The following is a 24,766-nucleotide window of genomic DNA, read 5'->3' on the forward strand; positions in this document are numbered from 1 at the left end:
ATAACGGGAAGCTATTCTAGCCAGACAAAAAACAAATACAGCTTAAAATAAACTATTGTTTAGGGAAGGTTTTGCCTTCATTACGGCGGCCGTTGTTTTTTAACCTTTTTGATTCACAATTGACATATTAACCAAAGCAATAATAAGCCAAACAGTAATTATTTTGTGCGCGTTTACTTTTCAATGCGATTTATGGCCCTGATTGCAGGATCAGGCAATAACGCAAGAATAATCGTCTACCCTATCCAGGATGATTGCTGGCAGAATAGGGCATCTGTGGATGCATGGCGAACCTGCGCCATCTCCTTTATCAAGCAACCCGGAGTTTGTCATATGTCTAAAGCTAAAGGTTATGCCGCGCTTAGCGCCAAGGCGCCTCTTACGCCTTACTCTTTTGAGCGACGCGCCCCCGGCCCCGATGATGTCGTGATCAAAATCGCCTACTGCGGCGTTTGCCATTCGGATATTCACCAGGCCAGGGACGAGTGGGGCGGGGCTATATTCCCCATGGTGCCCGGCCATGAAATTGTGGGTGAGGTGGTCGCCGCAGGCGACGGCGTGACAAAGTTTAACGTAGGCGATCGGGTCGGCGTCGGTTGCTTTGTGGATTCCTGCACCCATTGCGCCGAGCGCGATGTGGATTTAGAACAATACCGGGAAGGGTTGGTATTAACCTATAACAGCGTGGAGCGCGACGGCAAAACGCCAACCATGGGCGGCTATTCCGACCATATCGTGGTCAAGCAGGGTTATGTGCTGTCGGTTCCCGATAATTTACCCTTGGACGCGGCGGCTCCCTTGCTCTGCGCCGGCATTACCCTCTACTCGCCATTGCGTCACTGGCAGGCCGGGCCGGGTAAAAAAGTGGCTATTATCGGTCTTGGCGGCTTAGGCCATATGGGTGTGAAGCTGGGCAAAGCCATGGGCGCGGAAATGACCGTGCTCAGCCAGACCCTGTCTAAGAAAGAGGACGGTCTGCGTCTGGGCGCCCAACATTATTACGCCACGCAGGATCCGGCCACCTTCGAGAAGTTAAAAAGCACCTTTGATCTGATAATCTGCACCGTCGGAACGGAAATCGACTGGGGCGCCTATCTGTCGCTGTTAAAAATCGACGGCACCATGGTCCTGGTCGGCCTGCCGGAAAAGAAGGTGCCGCTGCACGCCGCGGCCCTGATCGGCGGGCGCCGCAGTCTCGCGGGTTCCGGCATCGGTTCGATTAAGGAAACCCAGGAGATGCTTGATTTTTGCGGCGAGCACAATATCGTTTCCGATATTGAAAAGATTAATATCCAGCAAATCAATGATGCTTATGAGCGGGTGGTAAAAAGCGATGTGCGTTATCGTTTCGTCATCGATATGGCCTCCCTGTAACGGCTGTTGATGCCCACATGTATAAATGCGCTTCGGCGCATTTTTTTTTTGCCCATATTCTTCAGGACGGGGGCAAGACTGTCTTTTCACCTGGGGCGTGCTAGCATGGGATCAGGGTTTACCGACCGATTCGGCAGGAGCAGAACATGCGCGACAATCACCTTCAGCAGCAAAATCCGTTTTACCAGCCCAGCCAGCTGCCTTTCCAGGCGCCCCCCTTCGACCTGATCCGGGAAAGCGACTATACACCGGCAATCGAGGAGGGCATGCGCGCCTATCTCGCGGAGATTGATGATATTGCCGCACGGCGCGACGAGCCGACCTTCGATAATACCTATGCCGCGCTGGAGCGCTCCGGCGCGTTATTAAAGCGGGTCATGAGCGTATTCGGCGCCATGACCTCCGCGAATACCAGCGATTCGCTACAGCGCATTGATGAGGAACAATCGCCGAAACTGGCCGCGATGAACGATGCGATAAAATTTAACGCCAGGCTGTTCAGCCGCCTGAAAACTGTGTACGACCAGCGGGAATCCCTGACGATTTCCGCCGAATCGCGCCGGCTTATCGACGTCACTTATCAGCGCTTTGTCCTGGCCGGGGCGCAATTATCCGCGGCGCAAAAACAACGGCTTTCCACACTCAATCAGGAAGCGGCGACCTTAAGCACGCAGTTTTCTCATCGGCTGCTGGATGCCACCAAACAGGGCGCATTGCTGGTTGACGATATCAGCCAACTCGCCGGGCTGTCGGCGCAGGAGATTGCGGCGGCGCGGCAGGCGGCGAATGAGCGCAATCTTGGCGAACGCTGGCTCCTGGCGCTGCAAAACACCACCCAGCAACCGCAGTTGCAAACCCTGGAACGGCGCGCCACCCGCCAGGCGCTGTTCAGCGCCTCCATTTCACGGGCGGAAAAGAGCGACGGCAACGACACGCGGGCCATTCTTCTCCGGCTGGCGCAGGTGCGCGCCGAGCAGGCCGGCCTGCTGGGTTTTCCCGACTATGCCACCTGGGCGCTGCAGGATCAGATGGCGAAGACGCCGGCCGCGGCGCTGGAGTTTATGACGCGCATAGTGCCCGCCGCCACGGCGCGGGCCGGGCGGGAAGCCGCCGATATCCAGGCGCTGATCGACAGCGGCCAGGATAAATTTACCCTGGCGGCGTGGGATTGGCAGTTTTACGCCGATCGCGTGCGCAAAATGAAATATGATCTTAACGACGCGCAGATCAGACCTTATTTTGAGCTGAACCGGGTGCTGGAACAGGGCGTATTTTACGCCGCCCGTCTGCTGTACGGTATTGACCTCAAGGCGCGCGCCGATCTTCCGGTTTACCATCCCGATGTCCGGGTATATGAAGTCTTCGACCAGGACGGGGCGTCCATGGCGCTGTTTTATACGGATTATTTTCAGCGCGACAATAAGGGCGGCGGGGCGTGGATGGGCAATTTTGTCGACCAATCCCTGCTTCTGGGTACCCGGCCGGTTATCTATAATGTGGCCAATTTCGCCAAGCCCGCCGAGGGGCAACCCGCCCTGTTATCCTGGGATGACGTCGTCACCTTGTTTCACGAATTTGGCCATACCCTGCACGGCCTGTTTGCCAGCCAGGAATATCCGGGTCTTTCCGGTACGTCGACGCCGCGGGACTTTGTCGAGTTCCCCTCCCAATTCAATGAACACTGGGCCGACGAACCCCGAGTCTTCGCTAATTATGCCAGGCATTATCAGACCGGCGCGCCAATGCCCGACGAGTTGCTGGCAAAAATTGAAAAGGCGTCACGTTTCAATAAAGGGTATGAAATGACCGAACTGCTGGCGGCCGCGCTCCTGGACATGCGCTGGCATACGTTGAGCGCCGGCTTGCCGGAGCAACAGGTAGCCGAGTTTGAAGCCGCCGCCCTGGTTGAGTTCAACGTCAACCTGCCTTATGTCCCGCCGCGTTATCGCTCCAGTTATTTCCAGCATATCTGGGGCGGCGGTTATGCGGCCGGCTATTATGCCTATTTGTGGACGCAAATGTTGGCGGATGACGCTTTTGCGGGCTTTACGGAACAGGGGGGGTTAACGGCGCGCAACGGGCAGCGTTTTCGTGATGAGGTGCTGTCAAAAGGCAATAGCCAGGACCTGGCCAAGGTGTATAAGGATTGGCGTGGCAAGGAACCCGATATAACGCCCATGCTGGTTAATCGTGGTTTACAGGAGTAAAGCAGTGCCAGGGGCGGGGAAGGTCCTCGCCCTGAGTGATTGATTTAGACCTTAAACACGACGTTAACGTTTACCACGCGAATGCATATTGGCAGTCCATTCATAAGTGGCTGAAATGTCAGGCTTTAGCTTCTTCTGACGTTTCACTACCCGAACCTGTTTGGCAATGATCTCACGTTCAGCCATCAGCTGGGCGATGTAATCATCCTTGACATGGTTGGTTTCTGAGTTGGAGAGAGGAAGTCCTTTGGCTTTTTTAGCCTGGTCGAGCAGGGTCTTAAGTTGGCGTTGTTCGCTTTCCGTCATGTCTTGCTGCGTCAGCTTGGGAATGAGCATAAATGTCGGCCTGAAAAGGGAAAGGACTACCATTGTAAAGGAAAGTTGGCGTAGTCTCAGTAAAAACCTCATTTAATGTGCAAACTGCCTGGCGGAAAAGCGACAAACGCGATCAGACCTCAACATTATGTTAAATGATGGCCAATGATATGGCCATGGCAGCCCAAGCTCCGGGCTGCGGGCTGCGGGGCCGTCGATTTGTCCGGCCTGAGATACAGGGAATAAAAGCGTGCGTGAACTGCTGTTGCGGCGTCCTGGGTCATTTGTCGAACCCTGTCGCTGCGCTATATTTGCTGTATAACCGTAGCCAGGGTTTCTCAGATTTCACGTAGCGCGATCAAAATTACGGGTTTATGAGCACGGCATGCAGGAGAAAAGATGACATCACGGCCAGCATCCAGATTGTTGATTATCGATCCTTGCGGACGCATTTTACTGTTTAGGTTTATGCACCGCACGGATGCGCTGGCAGGAACCTCATACTGGGCAACGCCAGGCGGTGGCGTTGAACAAGGTGAGACATATGAGCAAGCAGCCGTCAGGGAATTATGGGAAGAAACCGGTATCATACGCAGCGACGTTGGCCGGTGTGTGGCAGAAAGAAATTTTGTAATGAAGTTACCGAGCGGTGAAATGGTTGCAGCCCAGGAAAAGTTTTACCTGGTGCGAGTGACTGACCATGACATAAGCATTGTGAATTGGAGCAGTAACGAAAAGAGTGTTATCAGCGGGCGCTACTGGTGGCATGCCGAAGAATTGAGCGCAATGAACGAAGCCGTTTACCCGCAGAATATTGCTGAGATGGTGAAATCGATTGGAGTGGATATTGAGAGCGGACATCCATAGTAAGACGGGATGCCGGCAAATACGCATTAGCCTGATGAGGCAAGGCGAAATCCAGCATCCACATGAAGTCATCTTGGTGCGCATAATGTATATTATGTTAAATAAGAAGGATGAGTCTCAACGATATACGCGCGCTACGTTCGTAACCAGCCCTTTCACATCACTACGCCTATAATACCCCTACGCGTTTACCCATGAAAACATGTACAGTTTGAATGTACACCAGACATGTACATTTTAAGAGAACAATCCATGCAAACCTATACCTCGACCCAGGCCAGGGCCAAAATTTCCACCGTACTGGATACTGCGTTAAAGGGCGAACCCGTTGAAATCACCCGCCGGGACGGCAGTGCCGCCATACTGATCAGCAAAGCAGAATTCGACGCTTATCAAAATGCCAAACTGGATGCCGAATTCGACGCCCTCATGCAACGTCACGCACATACTGTCCAGGCGCTGACTGACCGTTGATACGCTGGAGAACCTAACGGTCGACGCGGCGACCGGCGTGAAAACGGTTGACCAACTGGCGCAGTGCCTGCGTGAGCGCCTGGATCATAGCTGAATCACGGCAGGTGCGCCATTCACCGGTTGCCCGGCATAGGGCGCCACCTTATACCCGAGCCCCCCGCAGTGATAGCCGAAGGCTTGGAGTGCCACGATGTTATATCTATAAAATCAAATTTTTAACAATATCACCGCCGAACGGCAGTCAACGGATTCCAAGTCTATCCTATCGGTCAGGAAGATCTCTTTTCCGCTGAGAATATCGCGGTAGCGGCTATTGGCGAGCCGCCCGGGCAAAGCAATTTCCGCCTGGGTCAAGCGTTGCTGATGCAGTTGAGCCGGATTGTCGTACAGCATACCGAAGACAAGGCGAGGCGCGATAACGATCAGCGCATCGTCGCTTTCCGCCCGGGCGAAGGCAATGACGTTTTCTGCCTGTTTGCCGGAGGCGGTGAGCGGCAAATAGTCGCCGCGGCGAAACAGCGCCGTCTTCTGCCGGCGCAAAGGCAGGATCCTGGCGATGATATGCTGCTTCAATTGGCCGCTAAGCCAGCCCTCCTCCGTGGCGACGACAGGTTTTTCGCTCCCGGCAAGCAGACGTTCAAGGGCGGCAAAATCCGGTTCTCGCCGGTTGTCGGGATCGACGAGGCTGAAATTCAGCGCTTCGCTACCCTGGTAGATATCCGGCACGCCCGGCGCCGTCAGCTTGATGACCGTCTGCGTAAGGCTATTGATCAGGCCGGCGCGGATAAAGGGCTGCAGCGCGCCGGTGAAATCCTGTAAAAATGTTTGGTTGGCCGGCGAGAGCAGATGGCGGACATAGTCGAGCACGGCTTTTTCATAGGCGTCGTTGCTGTCATTCCAGTCAGTGCGCAGTTTTGCTTCCCGCAGCGCCTTCTCCACAAAGGCCAGAAACCGCTCTTCGAGCGCCTGCAGGCCCTTCCCGTCTTGCGGGTCGAGCGTCACCGGCCAGACACCGGCCAGCGCCTGGAAGATCATCCATTCGACCGCCGGTTTTGGCGCCGCGCCGTCGTCAAGCACGGCGACGCTGGCCTGGTTCATCCGGCGCCAGCGGGCAACGCATTCCGCCCAGCGCTCCGGCGCTTCGGTGAGCGTATATAGCCGTGCGCGGGCATCCTCGCCGCGTTTGGTATCATGGGTCGAGGTGCCTGACAGCGCATCCGGCTGCCGTTCGAGCCGCGTTTGCATTTCCGCGTGGAAGCGGTCGAGCGAGAAGGCGCGCGGCATCGGTTCGGCGCCCACTTCGTTCAGGGCCAGCTCCATGTTCTGCCGGAAGAATAGCGTGTCCTCCACCGATTTCGCCATCAGCGGGCCCGTCAACTGTTGGAAGCGGGTGCGGAAAGTGGCGGCTTCGCCGGAAGCGATATCCGAGACCTCGCCCGCGAGCAGGCGGGTCAGGAAATCGAGCGCCCCGGGGTCGGGAGCGTTCACGCTGGCTTTCACCTTTCCAGTCACCTTGCGCAGCATCTCATCGCCCGCCGGTGGCAGCCCTTGCGCCGTGCCATAGGTGCGGTAGACCGGGAAGGCGACCAACAGCTCGCGCAGAGCCGACCGGGCGGCGTTTTCATCCAGCGCCACCCTTTCCATCCCGGCGATCGCCATCACCAGCTTGAGGAGCGTGGTAAATTCACCCGCGAAATTCCTGTCCACCATCAGCAGCTTGGCCGCCCGCAGTTCGGCTTTCATATCCACAGGCCTGCCCACGACATCGTCATAGGCCTGCCGCAGCAGGTCTATCTTCTCATCGTCCACCAACACATCGGAGAGCGCGGCGATGAATTCGTAACCAGTGGTGCCGGAAATCGGCCAGTCCGGCGGGATCTGCTCGCCCTTGCCGAGAATTTTTTCCACCGTTATATAGCAGTCCGGCCCGGCTTCCTGCCGCAGGCGCTCAAGATAGGCTTTCGGATCGGCAAGCCCGTCCACATGATCCACCCGCAGCCCGTCGACCGCGCCGGTTTGGACCAGCTCGAGGATGAGCCGGTGCGTATCGTCAAACACGGCCTTGTCCTCAACCCGCACGCCCACGAGGCCGGTTATCTCGAAAAAACGCCGGTAGGACAGGTCGCGCGGCGCATCGCGCCAGGACATCAGCCGATAGGGCTGGCGCCCGTGGAGCCGGGCAATCGCCCCTTTGTCGGTGAGATTCAGCACCTCGACCTCGCGGCCCTGCCAGGTTTCGGCGGCAAGCGGGTAGAAGGTGTCGTAATAGGCGAAAGCGGGCCTGCCGGTTTTCGGGTCGGGCTTTACGGCAATCTCGTCGTTTTCCAGGGCGCGTTCGAACGTATCGCCGAGGAAAGGCAAGGTCAGGCGCTCGGACCAGTCGATGTCGAAATGCCGGGCGTAGCGGCTGTTTTTGCCCTTCTCTACCACATCGCGCCACCACGGATTTTCCAGCGAAGCGGCCATGTGGTTCGGCACGATATCAAGGATCAGGCCAAGCCCCGCGCCCTGCAATGTCTTTACCATGCGATCGAAACCTGCCCGGCCGCCGATCGAAGGATCGATCTCGTTGGCGTCGGTGACGTCATAGCCGTGGGTCGAGCCGGACGTGGCGGTAAAGACCGGCGAGGCATAGAGATGACTGATGCCGAGCCGCTTAAGATAAGGCACCAGGCCGGCGGCGCGGTCGAAGGTCATGCCGTTGCGGAACTGAATACGGTAGGTAGCGGTTGGAATCTTCACTTTGCGTCTCCCGGGGCAACACGGACAATAATGGCGTTTTGCGGCAGGTCATTTGCCGCTTTCGGCCAGGCGAATATCGTCTCGCCCGGCTGGTCGGGAAGCGGCTGGGGTGTTTTGCCGATATTGAGCGCGATGGACAGCGTGCCTTTCGGGTAGGTCCAGGTGACGGCAAGGAAACCCGGCGCGGTCTGCACCACGTGGCCGGCATCGCCGCGGGCGGTGCCGAGCAACGGCACCACCTGTTTCTGGCGCAGCGCCAATAATTCTTTGGTCAGCGCCAGCCAGCTTTTGCCCGCCCCGCTATCGCGCTTTTTCCAGTCAAGTTTCGACATCTCGAAGGTGGTCTGCGCGTTCGGATCGGGCACGCTTTCGCCCTCGTGGCCGGCATGGCCCGCGAACTCACGCGCGCGGCCCTCGCGCACGGCCCTGGCGAGGGAGCCATGAAAATCGGTGAAGAACAAAAAGGGATTCGTCTCGCCATATTCCTCGCCCATAAAAAGCAGCGGGATATGCGGCGAGAAAAGCAGCGCGGCGAGCAGAACCCGGGTACGGTCGGCGCCGGCCAGCGCAATCAGTCTTTCGCCCTGGGCGCGGTTGCCCACCTGGTCGTGGTTCTGGATGAAATCGACGAAGGCCGCCGGCGGCTGTCCCGTGCTTTTCACGCCGCGCGGCCTGCCGGTCTGCGCAGAGACCTCGCCCTGATAAGCGAAACCTTCCGCCAAAACGCGGGCGACCAGCTTTTCCGGCTCCCTGGCAAAGTCCTGGTAGTACGCATGCGTCTCGCCGGTGGCGAAGACGTGGACGGCATTGTGGAAGTCGTCGTTCCACTCGCCGGTGAAGAGCGGTACGGAGCCGTCCTCCCCGCGCGGATGCAGGAAAATGACGTTGCGACTGTCCTCGGTCGTCAAATGGATCGGCCGGTCGGTAATGCCGGCGCGGATACGCTCGGCTATCTCGATCAGCACGTGCTTGGCGGAACTGTCCTCGATCTGGTCTATCGCGTCGAAGCGAAGGCCGTCAAGGTGAAATTCCTCCAGCCAGTAGAGCGGCGCTTCCACGATATAACGGCGGGCCGCGGCAACGTCATAGGCGATGCCGGCGCCCCAGGGCGTCTTGCGCTCCTTGTGGAAAAAATCCGGCGCCAACAGCGGCAGGTAATTGCCCTGCGGCCCGAAATGATTAAGGACGATATCCAGCACCACCGAGAGACCATGGCCATGGGCGGCATCGATAAAGGCCTTGAAATCCTCCGGCGCGCCATAGACGGAATGCGGCGCGTAGAGCAGCACGCCGTCATAGCCCCAGCCGCGGCTGCCGCCGAATTGCGCGACGGGCATGACCTCGATCATGGTGATGCCGGTTTCGACCAGATAAGGCAGCTTATCGATCGCGGCCTGGAACGTCCCTTCCGGCGTGAACGTGCCGATATGCATCTCGTAGACGACCGATTCTTCCCACGGGCGGCCGCGCCATTGCGTATTCCGCCAGCGGTAACGCGCCGGGTCGATGACGAGGGAAGGACCGTCGACATCCGCCTTCTGGGCGCGGGAGGCGGGGTCCGGCACGGCCGTGCCGTCGGCAAGGATATAATGATACTCCGCGCCGGGGGAAACGCCGGTGACCACCAGCTCAAACCAGCCGTCGCCGCTCGGGTTCATCGCCCTGTCTTCGCCGGAAAGCCTGAGCGTCACCTTGTCCTGTCCGGTCGCCCAGAGACGAAAGCGAACGACGCCGGCGGCGACGTATTCGGCGCCCCAGCTTTTAGTAAATGATTTGGATTTCATTCAATTGCCTCGTTTAACCCGGAAGTAAGCAATGGACGATACCGCCCCGTCTTATGCCGGTGATGCGAGTTTCACGTAGAACAATCATAGACGATTATGCAGGAAGTGATGTGCCGCTGCGACAGGCAGCGGTTATGGCGCGACGCCGGCTGTGGGCGCGTTAAGGGTAAGGCGCCCTTAGACCTGGGGCGCCAGCCATCGGTTTATCAGGCGGGAACCGAAAACATTGATCAACAGGCCCAGCATAATAACGGCAACGCCGATGATTTGCAGGATATTGAGCAACTCCCCCAATATCAGGGCGGCGCTGGTTAATCCCACCACCGGCACCAGCAGCGCGAAAGGGGTGACGCGCCAGGTTTCATAGCGGGAGAGCAGCGCGCCCCACAATCCATAGCCGATAATAGTGGAAATAAAGGCCAGATAAATCAGTGAAAATACCGTGGGCGCCTTAATATCCACGAGACTGTCGACGATGGTCTGCCGGCCTTCGAAGATCCACGAGCATACTAAAAAAGGAATAACGGGAATCAAGGCGCTCCAGACAACCAGCGACAGAATCGGCGTGTTGGGCGCGGCGGTCATGATGTTTTTATTGGTGATATTGCCCAGCGCCCAGCACAGGCCGGCGGTCAGCGTCAATAACATACCGAGCGGAGGAATGGCGGACAACGCGTTGCTCATGCCGCCTTCCACCAGCACCGCCATGCCCGCCGCGGCAATGAGCGTACCCAGGATTTGCATGGCCTTGATTTTTTCCCCCAGGAAAATCGTCCCCAGGATGATGGTGAAAAATACCTGTGACTGAAGGATAAGCGAAGCAATGCCGGTGGGCATGCCGATATTAATGGCGCAAAACAGGAAGGCGAACTGCAGGAAACTGATGGTCAACGCATAGAGCGCCAGCCATTTCAGGGGGATTTTAGGCGCGGGGATAAAAAAAATGGCCGGAATGGCCACCAGCAGAAACCGCAGGCCGCCCAACAGGAAAGGCGGCATTCCGTGCAGGCCGACTTTGATAATGACAAAATTAACGCCCCAGATTATGACCACCAACAGTGCCAACAGCGTATCTTTTACAGACATCCCCGGTTCCTTCAATATTAATGATATTTAAGCTGATTATGCAATTTGCACCATTTACCCATTAAATTAAAGTACCTGTAAAACAACTTCATTTATACATACAGATGGCATTGAAATAAAACAGTACAGTCGGTTAGGAAATCGCGGGCGCCAAGGGTTTGGGGTTACGGCGGCCATGCCAAGTAAGGTTACCCAACGTAAAGGGATTGATTGCCGTGCCGCGCGGTTTCACTCCGGCAACTGCTGGCGACAGACCCTCAGCACCATTTGCCTTAGCCAGCGATGGGCCGGATCGACCTCTGAACGCGGATGCCACATCTGCGATACCGTAATGCCCGGGGTTTTTACAGGAAGCTCAAAAAGACAGAGCGAGCCCGGCTCGCCCATGATAGTGATAACCGGTTGATTGATGAGAAATGACGCGGGTAGCAGCGCCACGAGGTCGGACGCCTGGGCCACGGCCAGCGCGGCGGGAAAGCTCGGCACCGCGGCCACGATCTTGCGCGTTAGGCCTAATTCGGCCAGCGCTTCGTCTACCGGCCCGGCAATCCGCCCCCGGCGGGAGGCGACCACGTGCCCGAAAGACGCATACAGACCGGCGGTGACCTTAGGCTCCAGCGCCAGCGGGTGGTTTTTTCTCACCACGCCCACGAACCGGTCCCTGAATAACGTCTGTAACCGTATTTCCGGGCCCATGGCCTCGGCTACGCCTATCTCAAGATCGGCCAGTCCTTCCCGCAAATAGCGTGGACTCTTTTCCGGCTTGGGCGCAAAACGCAGCCGCACGTGGGGCGCCGTCGCCGCCGCGGCGATAAGCAATGCGCCAAACGCCTCGACAAAACCATCGTTGGCGCGCAGGGTAAAGGTGCGGTCAAGCGTGGCTAAATTCAGTTCCGACGCCGCAGGCCGCAGTACGGCGCGCGCCTCCGCTACCGTCCGTTGCGTACGCGCCCGTATTTCCCCGGCATAGGGCGTCAATACCATGCCGCGCCCTGCCCTGACCAGTAAAGGATCGCCGGTGACCGCGCGCAGGCGGCCAAGCGTGCGGCTCATGGCCGAGGCGCTTAATCCAAGCCGGCGCGCGGCGCCGGCCACACTGGTCTCAGCCAGCAGCGCATCCAGCGCAATAAGTAAATTGAGGTCGGGTTCAGTCATGAAGCATTGTATCCCGGCCGGAAAAATGAGGGAAGGCGTTGAATGCATGTTATCAGTGCAAATGCTGCGTCTTCCGCCCTGTATTGCGCAGGGATATAGTGACTGCATCCAACGTCAATAGCTGCATTGATGGATAGCTTATCGCCAGGCAGCGCACACGCAGAGGAAATAAAGCATGCCAACACCACCTTCCCAAAAGACGGTCCTTCTTATCGGCGCCTCCCGCGGCCTGGGCTTTGCGATGGCGGAAGAGTCGCTGAAACGCGGCTGTAGAGTAATAGCCACCGGGCGAGCCTCGTCTGCTGACCGTCTTTTCCATCTTGCTGAACGCTTTCCTGATTCACTTGAAGTAGAGACCGTGGATATTACGCTGCCCCAGCAGATCGATGCGTTACATGTTCGGCTCAGCGATCGGCGCATTGACCTGCTTTTTGTCAATGCCGGCGTCAAAAATAGCGATCGGGAAACGATAGCGGACGTGTCGACCGATGAGTTTATTCGCGTGATGGTAACGAACGCGCTGAGCCCGATGCGGGTTATCGAGGCGTTTGAGGACCTTGTTCCGCCGACGGGTACCCTCGGCGTCATGTCTTCCGGCCAGGGTAGCCTCGCCAATAACACCAATGGTCATTACGATGTGTACCGGGGCAGCAAAGCGGCGCTGAATATGTTTATGCGCAGCTTTGCTGCGCGCCACGAGGGCGATCCCAGAACGTTTTTGCTGATGGCGCCGGGATGGGTGCGCACGGATATGGGGGGGCCGGAAGCGCGGCTGACTATCGAAGAAAGCATCCCGGCCCTGCTTAACACCATTGAGGCCTGTGCCGGGCGTACGGGATTACATTATCTGGACTATCTGGGAAGAACCGTCCCCTGGTGAGTCAACGCCATCGCTATCACGCCGCCTTCTCCAGCGCCGGCCCTCGTTTATCGTAACCTGAATTGAGGCGATAACCCGGGGCCGGTGCCGCCGGCATTGCGTTATTGCTGTGATGTCTCGGACGTCTGCGGCGTCGCGGCAGCCTGCGATGTTTCCGTTGCCTGCGGCGTTGTTGTCGTCTGCGGCGTCGCGGTTGCCTGCGATGTTTCCGTTGCCTGCGGCGTTGCTGTCGTCTGCGGCGTCGCGGTTGCCTGCGATGTTTCCGCTGCCTGCGGCGTTGCTGTCGTCTGCGGCGTCGCGGTTGCCTGCGATGTTTCCGTTGTTTGCGGCGTTGCTGTCGTCTGCGGTGTTGCGCTAGCCTGCGATGTTTCCGTTGTTTGCGGTGTCGCTGTCGTCTGTGGCGTCGCGGTAGCCTGCGATGTTTCCGTTGTCTGCGGCGTTGCTGTCGTCTGCGGCGTCGCGGTAGCCTGCGATGTTTCCGTTGCCTGCGGCGTCGCGGTTGCCTGCGGTGCCGCCGCCGTCTGCGGCGTTGCGCTAGTCTGCGCCGCCGTCGTCTGCGGGACCGGATCGTCTTTCAGTTCGGTAAACACCGGTTTGCTCTTCACTACGGTATAAGCGATGTGTTTCGCACTGGTGGTCGTGGTGGTGATCTGCACCGGCGGAATGGTGACATGGCCAACCAGCGACCGGGCGTAACCGCCGATCTGATGCTTGCCCGGCGGTACATGCAGGGCTACGCTTTCGCCAGTGGCCAGAGCGCCGGCGTCGCTGCCGTCGACGGTAACATAGATGGTCGCGCCATCCGCGGTGCGGGCGGGCACATGCGTCACGGTGACAAGCGTCGGGCCAGTGGTAAAGTCTGCCGCAGGTTTGTCAGCCGCGGGTTCGTCAAATGAGTGTTTTACGCAGCCGGTCAGCGCAAAAGCAGCCGCAATGGCGGCGAGGGTGAAACGGTTGATCATAGCGCGGTATCATCCTTTAGTGCTTTTTGTGATCTAGATCGCCAATATAACAGAAATCGATATTGAGATGAATGCGCCGGCCTGTGAACTAGGAGAAATCTGCTTATGGTTTTATGCCCGCGATGACGGGTAATTGCCCGGCCGAATGGGGATGGCGTACCGCACATGCAGTAACACCCTGCTCATCATTTAGGGTTTAGAATGAAACCAATAAATGACTGATATAGCGACAGGAAAACCTATGCCAACCTTGTATGACCCCATTAATATCGGCGCCATTGAACTGAGCAATCGTATCGTCATGGCCCCGCTTACCCGCATGCGCGCCGTCGACGAGCGCAGCCCCGGCGCCATCACCAAAGAGTACTATGTCCAGCGCGCCAGCGCCGGTCTTATCCTGACTGAAGCCACGTCGGTATCGCCCCAGGGCGTGGGTTATCCCAATACGCCGGGAATCTGGTCGGAAAAACAGGTGGCCGCCTGGCGCGAGGTGACCGACGCGGTGCACCAGGCCGGGGGCAAAATTGTCATTCAGTTATGGCATGTGGGACGGATATCCGATCCGGTGTATCTGAACGGAGAATTGCCGGTGGCGCCAAGCGCCATCGCGCCGGAAGGCCATGTTTCCGTGCTGCGGCCGCAAAAACCCTACGAGGTCCCCCGCGCACTGGAAACCGCAGAAATAGCCGGCATCGTGGCGGATTTCCGCCGTGGGGCCGAAAATGCCCGGCGCGCCGGCTTTGACGGCATTGAAATCCATGCGGCAAACGGTTATCTGTTTGATCAGTTCCTGCATGACGGTTCGAATAAACGCACCGATCAATACGGCGGCACCATCGCCAACCGGGCGCGTTTTCTGTTGGAAACCGTCGATGCCTTATTGTCGGTCTGGCCGGCGGAACGGTTTGGCGTGCATCTTAATTTAATGTCCAGCTCTTACTCAATGCATGATTCCAATCCCAAAGCCATGTTCAGCTATGTGGTCGAGGAACTGAATAAACGGCGGCTGGCGTTTATCTTCGCCCGTGAGTCATTGACTTTTCCGGACCGTTTCGGACCGGACTTAAGGAAAACTTTTTCCGGTGCCTGGATTGCCAATGAAGGCTTAACCAAAGCGTCCGCCGAAGCGTTGATAAGCCAGGGCGAGGCCGACGTGGCGGCGTTTGGCGGCCTGTATATCGCCAATCCCGACTTGGTGCGGCGCTTTAAGCAAAACGCCGCCCTTAACCCGCTTAACCCGCAGACGATCTATGCCGAAGGCGGCACCGGATATACCGATTACCCCGCCCTGGCCTGAAGGCAACGGGGATGCCGTCTCAAGCAGCCGCCACAGCATAAACCCGCCGTCCGGCGACCGGCGGCGGGCCGTGCGCAGGATCCGCAGCGCCGCTGGATAACGGCCTGGCTTTCAGAATTTATCCATCTTGACTCCACAGGAGGCAGGTGCCAGTTTTGATCTTTTGCTAGATAGCCGACATATTTATATGAGGATTATGAGATGAAAAAGATTGGTATTAATGGTTTTGGCCGTATAGGACGTTTGGTGTTGCGGCGCATCCTGGAAACCCGCAGCGAAGTAGAGATCGTCGCCATCAACGATCTTACCTCGCCTAAGGTCCTGGCCTATCTGTTAAAGCATGATTCCAGCTATCGCCATTTTGACGGTACGGTGGATTATACCGACGACGCGATTATCGTTAACGATAAAAAAATCATCGTGTATGCCGAAAAAGACGCCAAGAATATCCCTTGGGGCACCCTTGGCGTGGAAATCGTGGTGGAATCCACCGGGTTTTATGCCTCCGCCGAAAAGTCGCAGGCCCACCTGGACGCGGGAGCGAAAAAAGTACTGATTTCCGCGCCGGCCGGAGATATGAAAACCATTGTTTTTAATGTCAACTGCGACACCATCACGGCGGAAGACCGGATTCTTTCCGTCGCGTCCTGCACCACCAACTGCCTGGCGCCGATGGCTAAAGTCCTGAGCGACAGTTTCGGCATCAAAGTGGGCACCATGACCACCATCCACGCGTATACCGGCACCCAGTCGTTGGTCGACGGCCCGCGCGGAAAAGACCTGCGCGCCTCGCGCGCGGCGGCGCAAAATATTATCCCGCATACCACCGGGGCGGCGAAGGCGATTGGCCTGGTGATCCCGGAATTAAAGGGCAAACTCAAAGGCCATGCCCAGCGAGTGCCGACCATTACCGGCTCGGTTACGGAACTGGTTTCGGTGCTGGAGAAAAAAGTCTCCGTCGAGCAAGTCAATGACGCCATGAAAAAAGCGGCCGAGGGGAATGAATCTTTCGGTTATACCGACGAGGAGATTGTGTCTTCCGATATCGTCGGCACCCACTTCGGCTCGGTATTCGACGCGACCCAAACGGAAATCAGCGAGGCGGGCGATGTGCAGTTGGTGAAAACCGTCGCCTGGTACGATAATGAGTACGGCTTCGTCACCCAGTTGGTGCGGGTGCTGGATAAAGTGGCGGCGTACTGATTTTCGCCCTCTCCCCGCCGTCCCCCGCAGGAGAAGGTCAAGGAGAGGGTGAATCAAGCCAGACCGTCGGTTAGCGATTGAGGCTCGCCCCGCCGCCTTTTTTCATTACCGCGCGGATTTCAGATTCGTGCACCAGATTTAAATCGCCGCTGACGGTCAGTTTTAAGACGCTGGCGGCAATCGCAAAATCAATCCATTCCTGGGCGGCGAAGTTATGCAGCAGGCTATGCATTAAGCCGGCGCCAAACGCATCGCCCGCCGCGACGCCTTCCATGACATGCATCTTATAGGCGGTGGACTCGTAAAACGCGCCGTCTTTCAGCAACAGGCCCATCCATTGACTGTCTTCCACGGAATGAATGTTGCGCAAGACGCTGGCCACGATTTTACAGTCCGGGTATTTTTGCGTTACCGCCAGCATGCCCTCTTTGAAGGACTCTTTTTGATCGATGCCACGCGACATATCGCCGTCAAAAGCATCAATCCCGAGCGTTGCGGCGAAATCTTCATCATTGGCGATGCAAATCGCGACATAGGGCATCAGCGTCGACATGACGCGCTGGGCTTTTTCAGGCGACCACATTTTACCGCGGTAATTCATATCGCAAATAACCGGGATATCATGGGCCTGGCAATACTCACAGGCGGCGGTGACAATCCGCTCTAATTCGGCTGAAATGGCCGGGGTGATGCCGGAAAAATAAAAATAATCGATATCGCTGAAAATCGCGTCCCAGTCGAATTCCGCCTGTGTGACCTCGGCGAAAGCACTGCCCGCCCGGTCATAGACCACATTGGTGGACCGCACGCTGGCGCCTTTTTCCAGGAAATAAATGCCTAAACGATTGCCGCCGCGCAGGACTTTCGTGGTATCGACACCGTATTTGCGCAATGTCGACAGCGCGGTTTCCCCCAGCAAATTAGCCGGTAATTTGGTTAAGTAGGCCACCTCGTCGCCTAACAGGGCTAAGGACACGGCCACGTTGGCCTCGGCGCCGCCATAGGTTGCTTCCAGAACATCTGATTGCATAATGCGATTGTTGCCGACCGGCTTCAATCGCAACATCATTTCTCCCAACGTTAATACTTTCATGCTTTATTCCGTATCCTTAAATGATTTTTACAGACGACACTATGCAGATAAAAAGCGGGCGCAAGCTTGATTAAAGGTAAAAAAACGCTGTATTTGGCGAAAAATTAACCACGCCAGGGCGCCGTTCCCCTGGCCGCGGCGGCCTGAACGCCAGGGCGGGACGGCGTTGGGTGGATAAAATGAATAAAAGCGCCGCCTGAGGTGTTAACTCCCCAGTTGCCCTCGTTGAGGATTTACCCATGCCGCGCTTTCTATCGCTATTACCGTTATTGTTAGTCTGCGCCGCCGCCGCGGCGGCCCCGCTGCACTACGACATCAATACCGTACCCACCGCCGTGGTCTTATCGTGGAAAGTCCTGGGCGCGGGCAATTCCCATGCGGATATTACCGGCATAACCGGACGGCTGGACCTTAATCCCCGGCAGGACGGCAATGCCCGGGTGGAAGTGACTATCCCCGTGGGCAATATTGATGCCCATAACGGGATACTGTCCGCTGAGCTTAAAAGTCCGCTATTTTTCGATCAGGCCCGCTACCCCAACGCGACGTTTACCAGCAGCCGCGTGGTGGCGGATGGCAAAGACCAGTATAAGGTGTTCGGCACCTTGCAAATCAAGACCATTAGCCACCCGGTTATCCTGGCGGCAAAATTGGTCTCCCTTAACGACCCCCGGTCCGGCGAACGCCATTTGACCTTTTATGCCGACACCGCCATTGCGCGGTCGGCCTTTGCCATGACGCGCTTTATTCCCATGGTCAGCGATCGGATCGCCATTCATATCATGGTCACCCTGCCCGACCCCTCGGTGCCATCCGGCACGCCCGCATCATCCCTTGCCGTTGTCAGCTGTCATCCTTTTCCTGTTTGCCCAGGCCAAGCCGGCCGATAAACGGCAGCCGCAGCGCCGGCGTCAGAATATCCACCCCCAGGTTTAATCCCAGGATATTGACTTCGACGCCCTCTTCCACGCCCAGGGTAAAGCCCAGCACGCCCAGCAACGATACCTGCAGGCCTTTGCCGGAAGGAGGCAACCCGACAGGATGGGTCAAGGAACGGAAATCCTTGCCGATGGCATTGGCCGGCAGGTCCAGCTTGAGCTCCGGCACTTCCCGGCCGATATGGGCCAGGAAGGTGTTGCTGTTTGGGCCGGGCCAGCTGCGGTACGTGCGGCCATAGGGATAGCGTTTGATAGCCGCTTCAATACGCGGGATCATGGCCTCGGCATGGGCGCCGCGATGATCCACCAGCAGCGTCGGACGCGCGCCGAACCAATATCCGTCGGGAAGGGTGTAATTACGACGCACCGCGTCAATCCCGCCCCAGCCGATGACCTCGTAGCGGCTGTATTGGCTGGCCCCCGCCGGCTTAAAAATAATCCAGGGATGGACGGCCACGAGTCCACGCCAGCCAAAAGTGGGCGCGGCATAGATTTGCACGATGGCGGTGTCGCGCAGCTGTACCGGATCCGGCGCCATCCCGGTGGAATCGCGCCGTGCCGTCCGCCAATCGCCGCCGGAAAAAACGTCGCCCGCCAGCGCTGCCTTGGCCAGACTCTGCCCGAAAGACAGTAATAACACGCAGAGAAACCCAATACTGAGTAGTTTTAGAGAGCCCATATATCCTTTGTCAGCCGGCCGACCCCCGGTTAGGGGTAATAAGGGGCATGTCAGGAATAATATAAGCGCTTATGCGCGCGTGTACAAAATATACGCATCAGCGGGGCGGACAGGATGGCCCCGGCAGCGAGATGTTTTCGGCAACCGGGGCGAGAGGATAATTACGGTGGGTGTTTTCCCGGCGGCAAGGCGCCTCAGAAGTGATTAAAAATCCAGTACAGCCCGGCCGAAAGCAGGATTGACGCCGGCAGGGTCAATACCCAGGCCATCAGCAGGTTGCGCAGGGTGCCCATCTGCAGGCCGGATTTGTTGGCCGCCATGGTCCCGGCGACCCCGGATGACAGAACATGCGTGGTGGACACCGGCAGCCCGAAGGCATCCGCCGCGCCGATGGTGGTCATGGCCACCAGTTCGGCGCTGGCGCCCTGGGCGTAAGTAAGGTGCGTCTTGCCGATTTTTTCTCCCACCGTGACGACGATACGCCGCCATCCCACCAGGGTGCCCAGACCCAGGGCAATGGCCACCACCACCTTGACCCAGAACGGGATATAACGCGTTGCGCCGTCCAGTTCGTGTTTTAAGGCGTCCAGGTTTTGTCTGGAGCCAGGGGAGAGATTGAGCTGTTTTTCCGATTTCAGGCGCTTAATGGTTTCCGAAGCCAGGTACATATCGTTACGGGTATTGGATACCGACCGGGCCGGTATCTCGTTTACCGAACCATATTGTTTCAGTTCGGCGCCAATGGCCCCGGCCAGGCCGGCGAGCGCGGGAATGACGGCCGGCGTCAGGGTGTTGGTGCGGGCATAGCCGGTCAGGACGGCGCGGGCCGCCGGTTGGGGGCCGCCGGCGGGGAATTGGCGCAGCAGTTCGTGCTGCGTGGCCGTCGCCAGCGCGGCTACGCGCGGTATTTGTTCCGGCGGCATCGAGCGGTTTAACGCGTAGGCAATCGGCACGGTGCCGACCAGGATCAGCATAATCAGCCCCATCCCTTTCTGGCCGTCGTTGGAGCCGTGGGCAAACGACACCCCGGTGCAGGTTAAAATCAGCAGGCCGCGTATCCATAACGGCGGCGGCGAATTCCCCTGCGGCGCGGTATACAGCGCGCGATTTTTAACCAGCACTTTCATTACCAGCAGCAGCAGCGCGGCAAAGACAAAACCGATGACCGGCGATAAGAGCAGGGAATAGCCGATATTTATGGCCTGCGACCAATCCACGCCGCTGGTCCCGGTACGGCCGTGGATCAGCGCATTGGCGACCCCCACCCCGATAATGGAGCCAATCAGCGTATGGGACGAGGACGCCGGCAGGCCCAGCCACCAGGTGCCGAGATTCCAGATAATGGCCGAGAACAACAGGGCATAGACCATGGCGAAGCCGCTGCCGGTTCCCGCCTGCAGGATTAATTCCACCGGCAGCAAGGAAATGATGCCGAAGGCGACCACGCCGCTGGACAGCAACACTCCGAGGAAGTTGAAACACCCGGACCAGATCACGGCGACCATGGGCGAGAGCGAATGGGTATAAATCACGGTTGCCACGGCGTTGGCCGTGTCATGGAAGCCATTGACGAACTCGAAGCCCAGGGCGATTAACAGCGCCAGCCCCAGCAATAAGAACGGCACATAGCTGGTATAAGTGGCGCCGGCATCGGAAACATCGTTAAACAGATTGACGCCGGCAAAGGCGATGCCCAGCACCAGCAGCAAGACGAATAACACCACGGACGATCGGCTGTTTTTCTGGTAAATTTTGGGTTTGCCGCTGTCAAAGGAAAGGCTGGATCGGGCAGCGCTATTATCACTCATAATAATCCCCTGTCTCGCATTCTCGTGCTGGATGCCTGTCAACGACATGTTGAGCGTGTCGGGTCATTATTCAGGGTTAAGATGAATTTTTGATGACGGCCGATTTACCGGGCGGCCATTAAGCGCCGCGCCGCCGGCGCAACAGGCTGAACAGCCGGCGCCGGCCCCGCCTACACCAGGGTATTGGCTTTCAGGATGGGTTGTAATTCGGGTAACCGGCCTACGTGTTCTGCCATGGCGAACAGCCGCGGCGCATGCTGTTTAAACCAGGGTTTTCTCGGCCCCCAATGGACAAGCACCGGCCAGTAAGCGTCAATTAATGTTACAACGTCACCGAATAAATACGGCCCCGCCCCCAGCTGCGTTTCCAGCCACAGGTAAAGACGTTCGCGGTAGCGGTCGGTGCTGGCGACCAGTTCGCCGGGCTGCCCTGGCGCCCAGCGTTCCGGATAATCGCCATAGGTAAAGGTGGGATAGACATTCGCCACCAGCCAAACAAGCAACCGGTAGAATTGCCGGCGATCCGCGGTGCCGGCCGCCGGCGCCAGATGGGGGTGGCTATCGAGCAGCAGCAGCGCGATGGCGGCGCTTTCGGTCATGATGCCGCCGTCGTCCAGCACCAGCGTCGGCACCTGGCATAAAGGATTGAGCGCGGCCAGGGTATCCCGGGCCGCGCCCGGCCGATCATAGCCGTCGACATTTACCCATTGATAAGGCTCGCCCGCCAGGGCGAACATGATTTCAACAATTGCCGATCCCGCGCCCGGCGCGCCATACAGTGTGAACATGATCACCTCATGCCTGCTATAACGTGGTTGATGGTGATAACTGTAGCGCGAAATAAGCAAAATGGCCCGGCGCCGCGTACCCGATGGTCATCAGGCGGTGGGCACCGTCCCGCCGTCGATAACATACTCCGCGCCGGTAATCGACGCCGCCCGCGCGGAAGCCAGGAACGCGATCAGATCGGCCACTTCCCCGGGCTGCGCCGGGCGGCCCAACGGGATGCCGCCGAGCGACTTCATGATAATCTGTTTACCGCCGTCATAATCGGTTCCCGCCTGTGCGGCGAGCCTTTGCGCCATCGCCACCGCGGCCTCGGTTTCGACCCAGCCGGGGGAAACCCGCAGCACGCGTACGCCATGGGGGCTGACTTCCTTCGAGAGACTCTTGCTGTAGGTGGACAGCGCCGCCTTCGCCGCCGCGTAGGCGGTGGTGGACTCGGGCAGCGGCAGCTGGCGCTGGATAGACGTGACGTGGATAATCACCCCGCGGCCCTGGGCCAGCATACCGGGCAGCAGGGCGCGATCGAGCCGTACCGCCGGGAAAAGATTGAGATCAAGCGCCTGATGCCATTCATCATCTCCCAGCGCGGCAAAGCCGCCGCCCGGGGCCGTCGAGCCCCCCAGGACATGAACGATAATATCCACCCCGCCCAGCCTGTCGTTAACGGCGGCGGCGACGGCGCCGCAGCCCGCGGGCGTCGTCACGTCGGCGGCGACGAACATCCCGTCGGGCAGCGACGGCGGGCGGGTACGCGCCGTGGTTATCACGTTAGCGCCGCTTTGGCGGAACAGCGCGACCACGGCGGCGCCGATACCCTTGGTGCCGCCGGTAACCAGCACGCGCTGGTCTTTCAGTTCTAAATCCATAAGATGCTCTCCGGTGTATTAAGCGTGCCTCAGCGACGAAACAAATGCGCCGTTTTCATCGTGACCGCACATCACGTTGCCATAGCGCGAGTATCGCCATATACTTTCCTTACCGCAAGAACGCACGAAAAAGTAAGTGACTAACCAAATGGTAAAGCACACCTATACGCCCGTGACCGCCGCCGTCGGCGTGGAAAACGTACTGCGGCTGCTGGAAGGCCGCTGGAAGCTGGTGATCCTGTTTCATTTGTTCGGCGGACAGGTACGACGCTATTCCGATCTGGAGAAACTGATCCCGACCATATCGCAGAAAATGCTGGCCCAGCAGTTGCGTCAGCTGGAAGGCGACGGCATCGTGCTGCGCCACGTCTATCCCCAGGTACCCCCGAAGGTGGAATACCGCCTGTCGGCATGGGGACAGGCGCTGTGTCCCGCCCTTGACGCGCTGCTGACCTGGGCGGAGCAGCGCGAGCATTTATCAGCGCCGGCGCAGAATGCGGCGGATGTCGGTTAAGGCGGGATCCGCAGCGTTGCACGCTTATCCCGCATTGTCGCGCGCCGTTGCACCCTTATCGCGCACCGCCCGCCCGCCTGCCTCATTTTAGTACACCCCCCTTTCCCTTAATGCCACCCCGGGCCGCTTGCGCAGCGGCGGCGCCCTGCGCGCGGCGAACATAACTGGCCTCGATCTTGCTTTGCAGTTGTACATGTATAGATAACTTCATTCACTGCCGTTTAAGGATCGCTGTCATGCCGTTGCGCACTATCAATGAAGAGAAAGGGACCGTCGACAACGCGTTGTTGCATCAGATCTGGTCGTTAATTGATGAGAAAAAGACGATATTTTGCGATCTCAGCGATCGGATATGGGCCACGCCCGAGGTGAACTACACCGAAATAAAATCCTCGCGGGCGCATCTTGAGATCCTGAAAGCGCAGGGATTTCGCGTGACCGAGGGGGTCGCCGGCCTGCCGACCGCCATGATGGGCGAAGCGGGCGCGGGCGGCCCGGTCATTGCCATTCTCGGCGAATACGATGCCCTGCCCGGCCTGAGCCAGCAGGCGGATGCCACCCAGCCGCTGCCGCTGGAAGAAGGCGGCAACGGCCACGGCTGCGGTCATAATATGCTGGGTTCCGCCGCGCTGCTGGCGGCGACGGCGGTCAAGGATTACCTGGCCGCCGAGGGCATCGCCGGCCGGGTGCGCTTTTACGGATGTCCGGCGGAGGAAGGCGGCGCGGGCAAGGGTTTTATGGTGCGCGCCGGCCTGTTTGATGACGTGGATATCGCCATCTGCTGGCATCCCGGCGCGTTTAACTGCGTCAAGGAGCCCAATTCCCTGGCCTGCAATGAAATCAACTACCATTTTCACGGCCGCGCCTCCCACGCCTCGGCCACGCCCCACCTGGGCCGCAGCGCCCTGGACGCGGTTGAGCTGATGAACGTGGGCGTCAACTACCTGCGCGAACATATGCCGAACAGCGCGCGCATCCATTATGCCATTACCGATTCAGGCGGCTTTTCGCCGAATGTGGTGCAGGCGAAGGCGACCGTGCGTTATCTGGTGCGTACCCGTACCCTGCCCGAACTGCTGGAACTCCTGGCGCGGGTCGACAAAGTGGCCGCGGGCGCGGCGCTGATGACCGAAACCACCATGAAACGCAATATCCTCAGCGGCGATGCCAATCTGGTGGCGAACCCGGTGCTGGAAGAACTGATGCAGTCGCACCTTGAACTGCTCGGCGGACCGGGCTTTGATGAGGCCGATTACGCCTATGCGGCCCGGTTTCAGCAAACCATGTCCGCCGAGGAAATCCACAGCGCGTTTCACCGCGCGGGCAAGGCCATGGCGCCTGGGGAAACGCTGTGCGATTATGTGCTGCCCCTGGATCGGCCGGCCAGCACCATGATCGGCTCCACCGACGTGGGTTCGGTCAGTTGGGTGGTCCCGACCGTGCAGGCGCAAAGCGCCACCTATACCATCGGCACCCCCGGGCACTCGTGGCAGTTGGTGGCGCAGGGCAAATCCACGCTGGCCCACAAAGGCCTGACCCATGCGGCCAAAATCATGGCCAGCACGGCCATCAGCCTCATAAAGCAGCCGGCGCTTATCGCGGCGGCGAAACAAGAGCATCTGCGCCAGTTGAACGGTACGCCGTTTATCAATCCGATCCCCGACGATGTCATGCCTCCCTTTCCCGGCAGCCACTGATGAGCGCCATTGTGGCCGGCTGCCGATTAAACGCTAAGG

Annotated in this window: 21 protein-coding genes and 1 pseudogene; 11 read left to right on the plus strand and 11 right to left on the minus strand. The window is 58.4% G+C overall.

Going from position 1 to position 24,766, the window contains the following annotated elements; all coding sequences use genetic code 11:
- Positions 1 to 333: 333 nt before the first annotated feature.
- A complete protein-coding gene (locus ACL2XF_RS08345) occupies positions 334 to 1,374 on the plus strand; it encodes an NAD(P)-dependent alcohol dehydrogenase (RefSeq protein ID WP_413728410.1) in 1,041 nt (346 codons plus the stop codon).
- Between the two features lie 146 nt (positions 1,375 to 1,520).
- On the plus strand, positions 1,521 to 3,581 hold the full coding sequence (dcp, locus tag ACL2XF_RS08350) for a peptidyl-dipeptidase Dcp (RefSeq protein ID WP_413728411.1): 2,061 nt from the start codon (positions 1,521 to 1,523) through the stop codon (positions 3,579 to 3,581).
- A gap of 63 nt (positions 3,582 to 3,644) precedes the next feature.
- Here the strand turns inward: dcp and ACL2XF_RS08355 are convergent, their stop codons facing one another.
- Positions 3,645 to 3,917: a DUF3811 domain-containing protein gene (locus tag ACL2XF_RS08355; protein WP_410015082.1), complete on the minus strand. Its 273-nt coding sequence runs from the start codon at positions 3,915 to 3,917 to the stop codon at positions 3,645 to 3,647.
- Positions 3,918 to 4,295: 378 nt separating this feature from the next.
- On the opposite strand from ACL2XF_RS08355, the gene ACL2XF_RS08360 reads away from it, so the two are divergent.
- The 3 genes and pseudogenes from ACL2XF_RS08360 to ACL2XF_RS08370 all read left to right on the plus strand — a co-directional run.
- Positions 4,296 to 4,763, plus strand: a complete 468-nt coding sequence (locus ACL2XF_RS08360; RefSeq protein WP_410015083.1) for an NUDIX hydrolase — start codon at positions 4,296 to 4,298, stop codon at positions 4,761 to 4,763.
- Positions 4,764 to 5,015: 252 nt separating this feature from the next.
- Complete coding sequence (locus ACL2XF_RS08365) at positions 5,016 to 5,237, plus strand: type II toxin-antitoxin system Phd/YefM family antitoxin (protein ID WP_410015084.1); 222 nt, start codon at positions 5,016 to 5,018, stop codon at positions 5,235 to 5,237.
- Positions 5,236 to 5,331, plus strand: a pseudogene (locus ACL2XF_RS08370) (type II toxin-antitoxin system death-on-curing family toxin); the annotation flags it as partial. The gene ACL2XF_RS08365 and the pseudogene ACL2XF_RS08370, both read left to right, overlap by 2 nt.
- A 113-nt stretch (positions 5,332 to 5,444) precedes the next feature.
- Here the strand turns inward: ACL2XF_RS08370 and treY are convergent.
- The 4 genes from treY to ACL2XF_RS08390 all read right to left on the minus strand — a co-directional run bounded on the left by treY (position 5,445) and on the right by ACL2XF_RS08390 (position 12,004).
- Positions 5,445 to 7,979 (minus strand): malto-oligosyltrehalose synthase, encoded by a 2,535-nt coding sequence (treY, locus tag ACL2XF_RS08375; protein ID WP_413728412.1) that lies wholly within the window; start codon positions 7,977 to 7,979, stop codon positions 5,445 to 5,447.
- Complete coding sequence (gene treZ / locus ACL2XF_RS08380) at positions 7,976 to 9,763, minus strand: malto-oligosyltrehalose trehalohydrolase (RefSeq protein WP_413728413.1); 1,788 nt, start codon at positions 9,761 to 9,763, stop codon at positions 7,976 to 7,978. Before treZ ends, treY begins: the two co-directional genes overlap by 4 nt.
- Before the next feature lie 177 nt (positions 9,764 to 9,940).
- On the minus strand, positions 9,941 to 10,849 hold the full coding sequence (locus ACL2XF_RS08385) for an EamA family transporter (RefSeq protein ID WP_413728414.1): 909 nt from the start codon (positions 10,847 to 10,849) through the stop codon (positions 9,941 to 9,943).
- A 228-nt stretch (positions 10,850 to 11,077) separates the two neighbouring features.
- On the minus strand, positions 11,078 to 12,004 hold the full coding sequence (locus tag ACL2XF_RS08390; protein ID WP_413728415.1) for a LysR family transcriptional regulator: 927 nt from the start codon (positions 12,002 to 12,004) through the stop codon (positions 11,078 to 11,080).
- 175 nt (positions 12,005 to 12,179) lie between these two features.
- Between ACL2XF_RS08390 and ACL2XF_RS08395 the strand changes: the two genes are divergently transcribed.
- A complete protein-coding gene (locus ACL2XF_RS08395; protein WP_413728416.1) occupies positions 12,180 to 12,884 on the plus strand; it encodes an SDR family NAD(P)-dependent oxidoreductase in 705 nt (234 codons plus the stop codon).
- 101 nt (positions 12,885 to 12,985) lie between these two features.
- Here ACL2XF_RS08395 and ACL2XF_RS08400 read toward each other — a convergent pair whose 3' ends face one another.
- Positions 12,986 to 13,846, minus strand: coding sequence for a hypothetical protein (locus ACL2XF_RS08400; protein WP_413728418.1), 861 nt, complete (start codon positions 13,844 to 13,846; stop codon positions 12,986 to 12,988).
- Positions 13,847 to 14,087: 241 nt separating this feature from the next.
- Between ACL2XF_RS08400 and ACL2XF_RS08405 the strand changes: the two genes are divergently transcribed.
- Positions 14,088 to 15,143: an alkene reductase gene (locus ACL2XF_RS08405; RefSeq protein ID WP_413728419.1), complete on the plus strand. Its 1,056-nt coding sequence runs from the start codon at positions 14,088 to 14,090 to the stop codon at positions 15,141 to 15,143.
- Positions 15,144 to 15,344: 201 nt separating this feature from the next.
- Positions 15,345 to 16,346 carry a type I glyceraldehyde-3-phosphate dehydrogenase gene (gene gap, locus ACL2XF_RS08410; RefSeq protein ID WP_413728420.1) on the plus strand — a complete coding sequence of 334 codons (1,002 nt, stop codon included), beginning with the start codon at positions 15,345 to 15,347 and terminating at the stop codon, positions 16,344 to 16,346.
- 70 nt (positions 16,347 to 16,416) lie between these two features.
- Here the strand turns inward: gap and ACL2XF_RS08415 are convergent, their stop codons facing one another.
- Positions 16,417 to 17,439 (minus strand): PfkB family carbohydrate kinase, encoded by a 1,023-nt coding sequence (locus tag ACL2XF_RS08415; protein ID WP_410015093.1) that lies wholly within the window; start codon positions 17,437 to 17,439, stop codon positions 16,417 to 16,419.
- A 239-nt stretch (positions 17,440 to 17,678) separates the two neighbouring features.
- On the opposite strand from ACL2XF_RS08415, the gene ACL2XF_RS08420 reads away from it, so the two are divergent.
- Positions 17,679 to 18,329, plus strand: coding sequence for a YceI family protein (locus tag ACL2XF_RS08420; RefSeq protein ID WP_413728421.1), 651 nt, complete (start codon positions 17,679 to 17,681; stop codon positions 18,327 to 18,329).
- Here ACL2XF_RS08420 and ACL2XF_RS08425 read toward each other — a convergent pair.
- From ACL2XF_RS08425 to ACL2XF_RS08440, 4 genes are all read right to left on the minus strand, one after another.
- On the minus strand, positions 18,283 to 19,056 hold the full coding sequence (locus tag ACL2XF_RS08425; RefSeq protein ID WP_410015095.1) for a DUF3750 domain-containing protein: 774 nt from the start codon (positions 19,054 to 19,056) through the stop codon (positions 18,283 to 18,285). The genes ACL2XF_RS08420 and ACL2XF_RS08425 overlap by 47 nt on opposite strands.
- Before the next feature lie 194 nt (positions 19,057 to 19,250).
- The gene (locus tag ACL2XF_RS08430) at positions 19,251 to 20,864 is read right to left on the minus strand and encodes an inorganic phosphate transporter (RefSeq protein WP_410015096.1); all 1,614 of its coding nucleotides are present in this window, start codon (positions 20,862 to 20,864) and stop codon (positions 19,251 to 19,253) included.
- Between the two features lie 170 nt (positions 20,865 to 21,034).
- Entirely contained in the window at positions 21,035 to 21,652 is a 618-nt protein-coding gene (locus ACL2XF_RS08435) for a glutathione S-transferase family protein (protein WP_410015097.1), read from the minus strand.
- Positions 21,653 to 21,742: 90 nt separating this feature from the next.
- On the minus strand, positions 21,743 to 22,516 hold the full coding sequence (locus ACL2XF_RS08440; protein WP_413728422.1) for an SDR family oxidoreductase: 774 nt from the start codon (positions 22,514 to 22,516) through the stop codon (positions 21,743 to 21,745).
- 148 nt (positions 22,517 to 22,664) lie between these two features.
- Between ACL2XF_RS08440 and ACL2XF_RS08445 the strand changes: the two genes are divergently transcribed.
- Together ACL2XF_RS08445 and ACL2XF_RS08450 are read left to right on the plus strand one after the other, a co-directional pair.
- Positions 22,665 to 23,030, plus strand: coding sequence for a winged helix-turn-helix transcriptional regulator (locus ACL2XF_RS08445; protein ID WP_413728796.1), 366 nt, complete (start codon positions 22,665 to 22,667; stop codon positions 23,028 to 23,030).
- Positions 23,031 to 23,266: 236 nt separating this feature from the next.
- Positions 23,267 to 24,727: a M20 family metallopeptidase gene (locus tag ACL2XF_RS08450; RefSeq protein ID WP_410015099.1), complete on the plus strand. Its 1,461-nt coding sequence runs from the start codon at positions 23,267 to 23,269 to the stop codon at positions 24,725 to 24,727.
- The last annotated feature ends 39 nt before the right edge of the window (positions 24,728 to 24,766 follow it).

The sequence above is a fragment of the Sodalis sp. RH19 genome (genome assembly GCF_047324215.1).
In the GTDB taxonomy this organism is placed as follows: Bacteria; Pseudomonadota; Gammaproteobacteria; order Enterobacterales; family Enterobacteriaceae; genus Acerihabitans.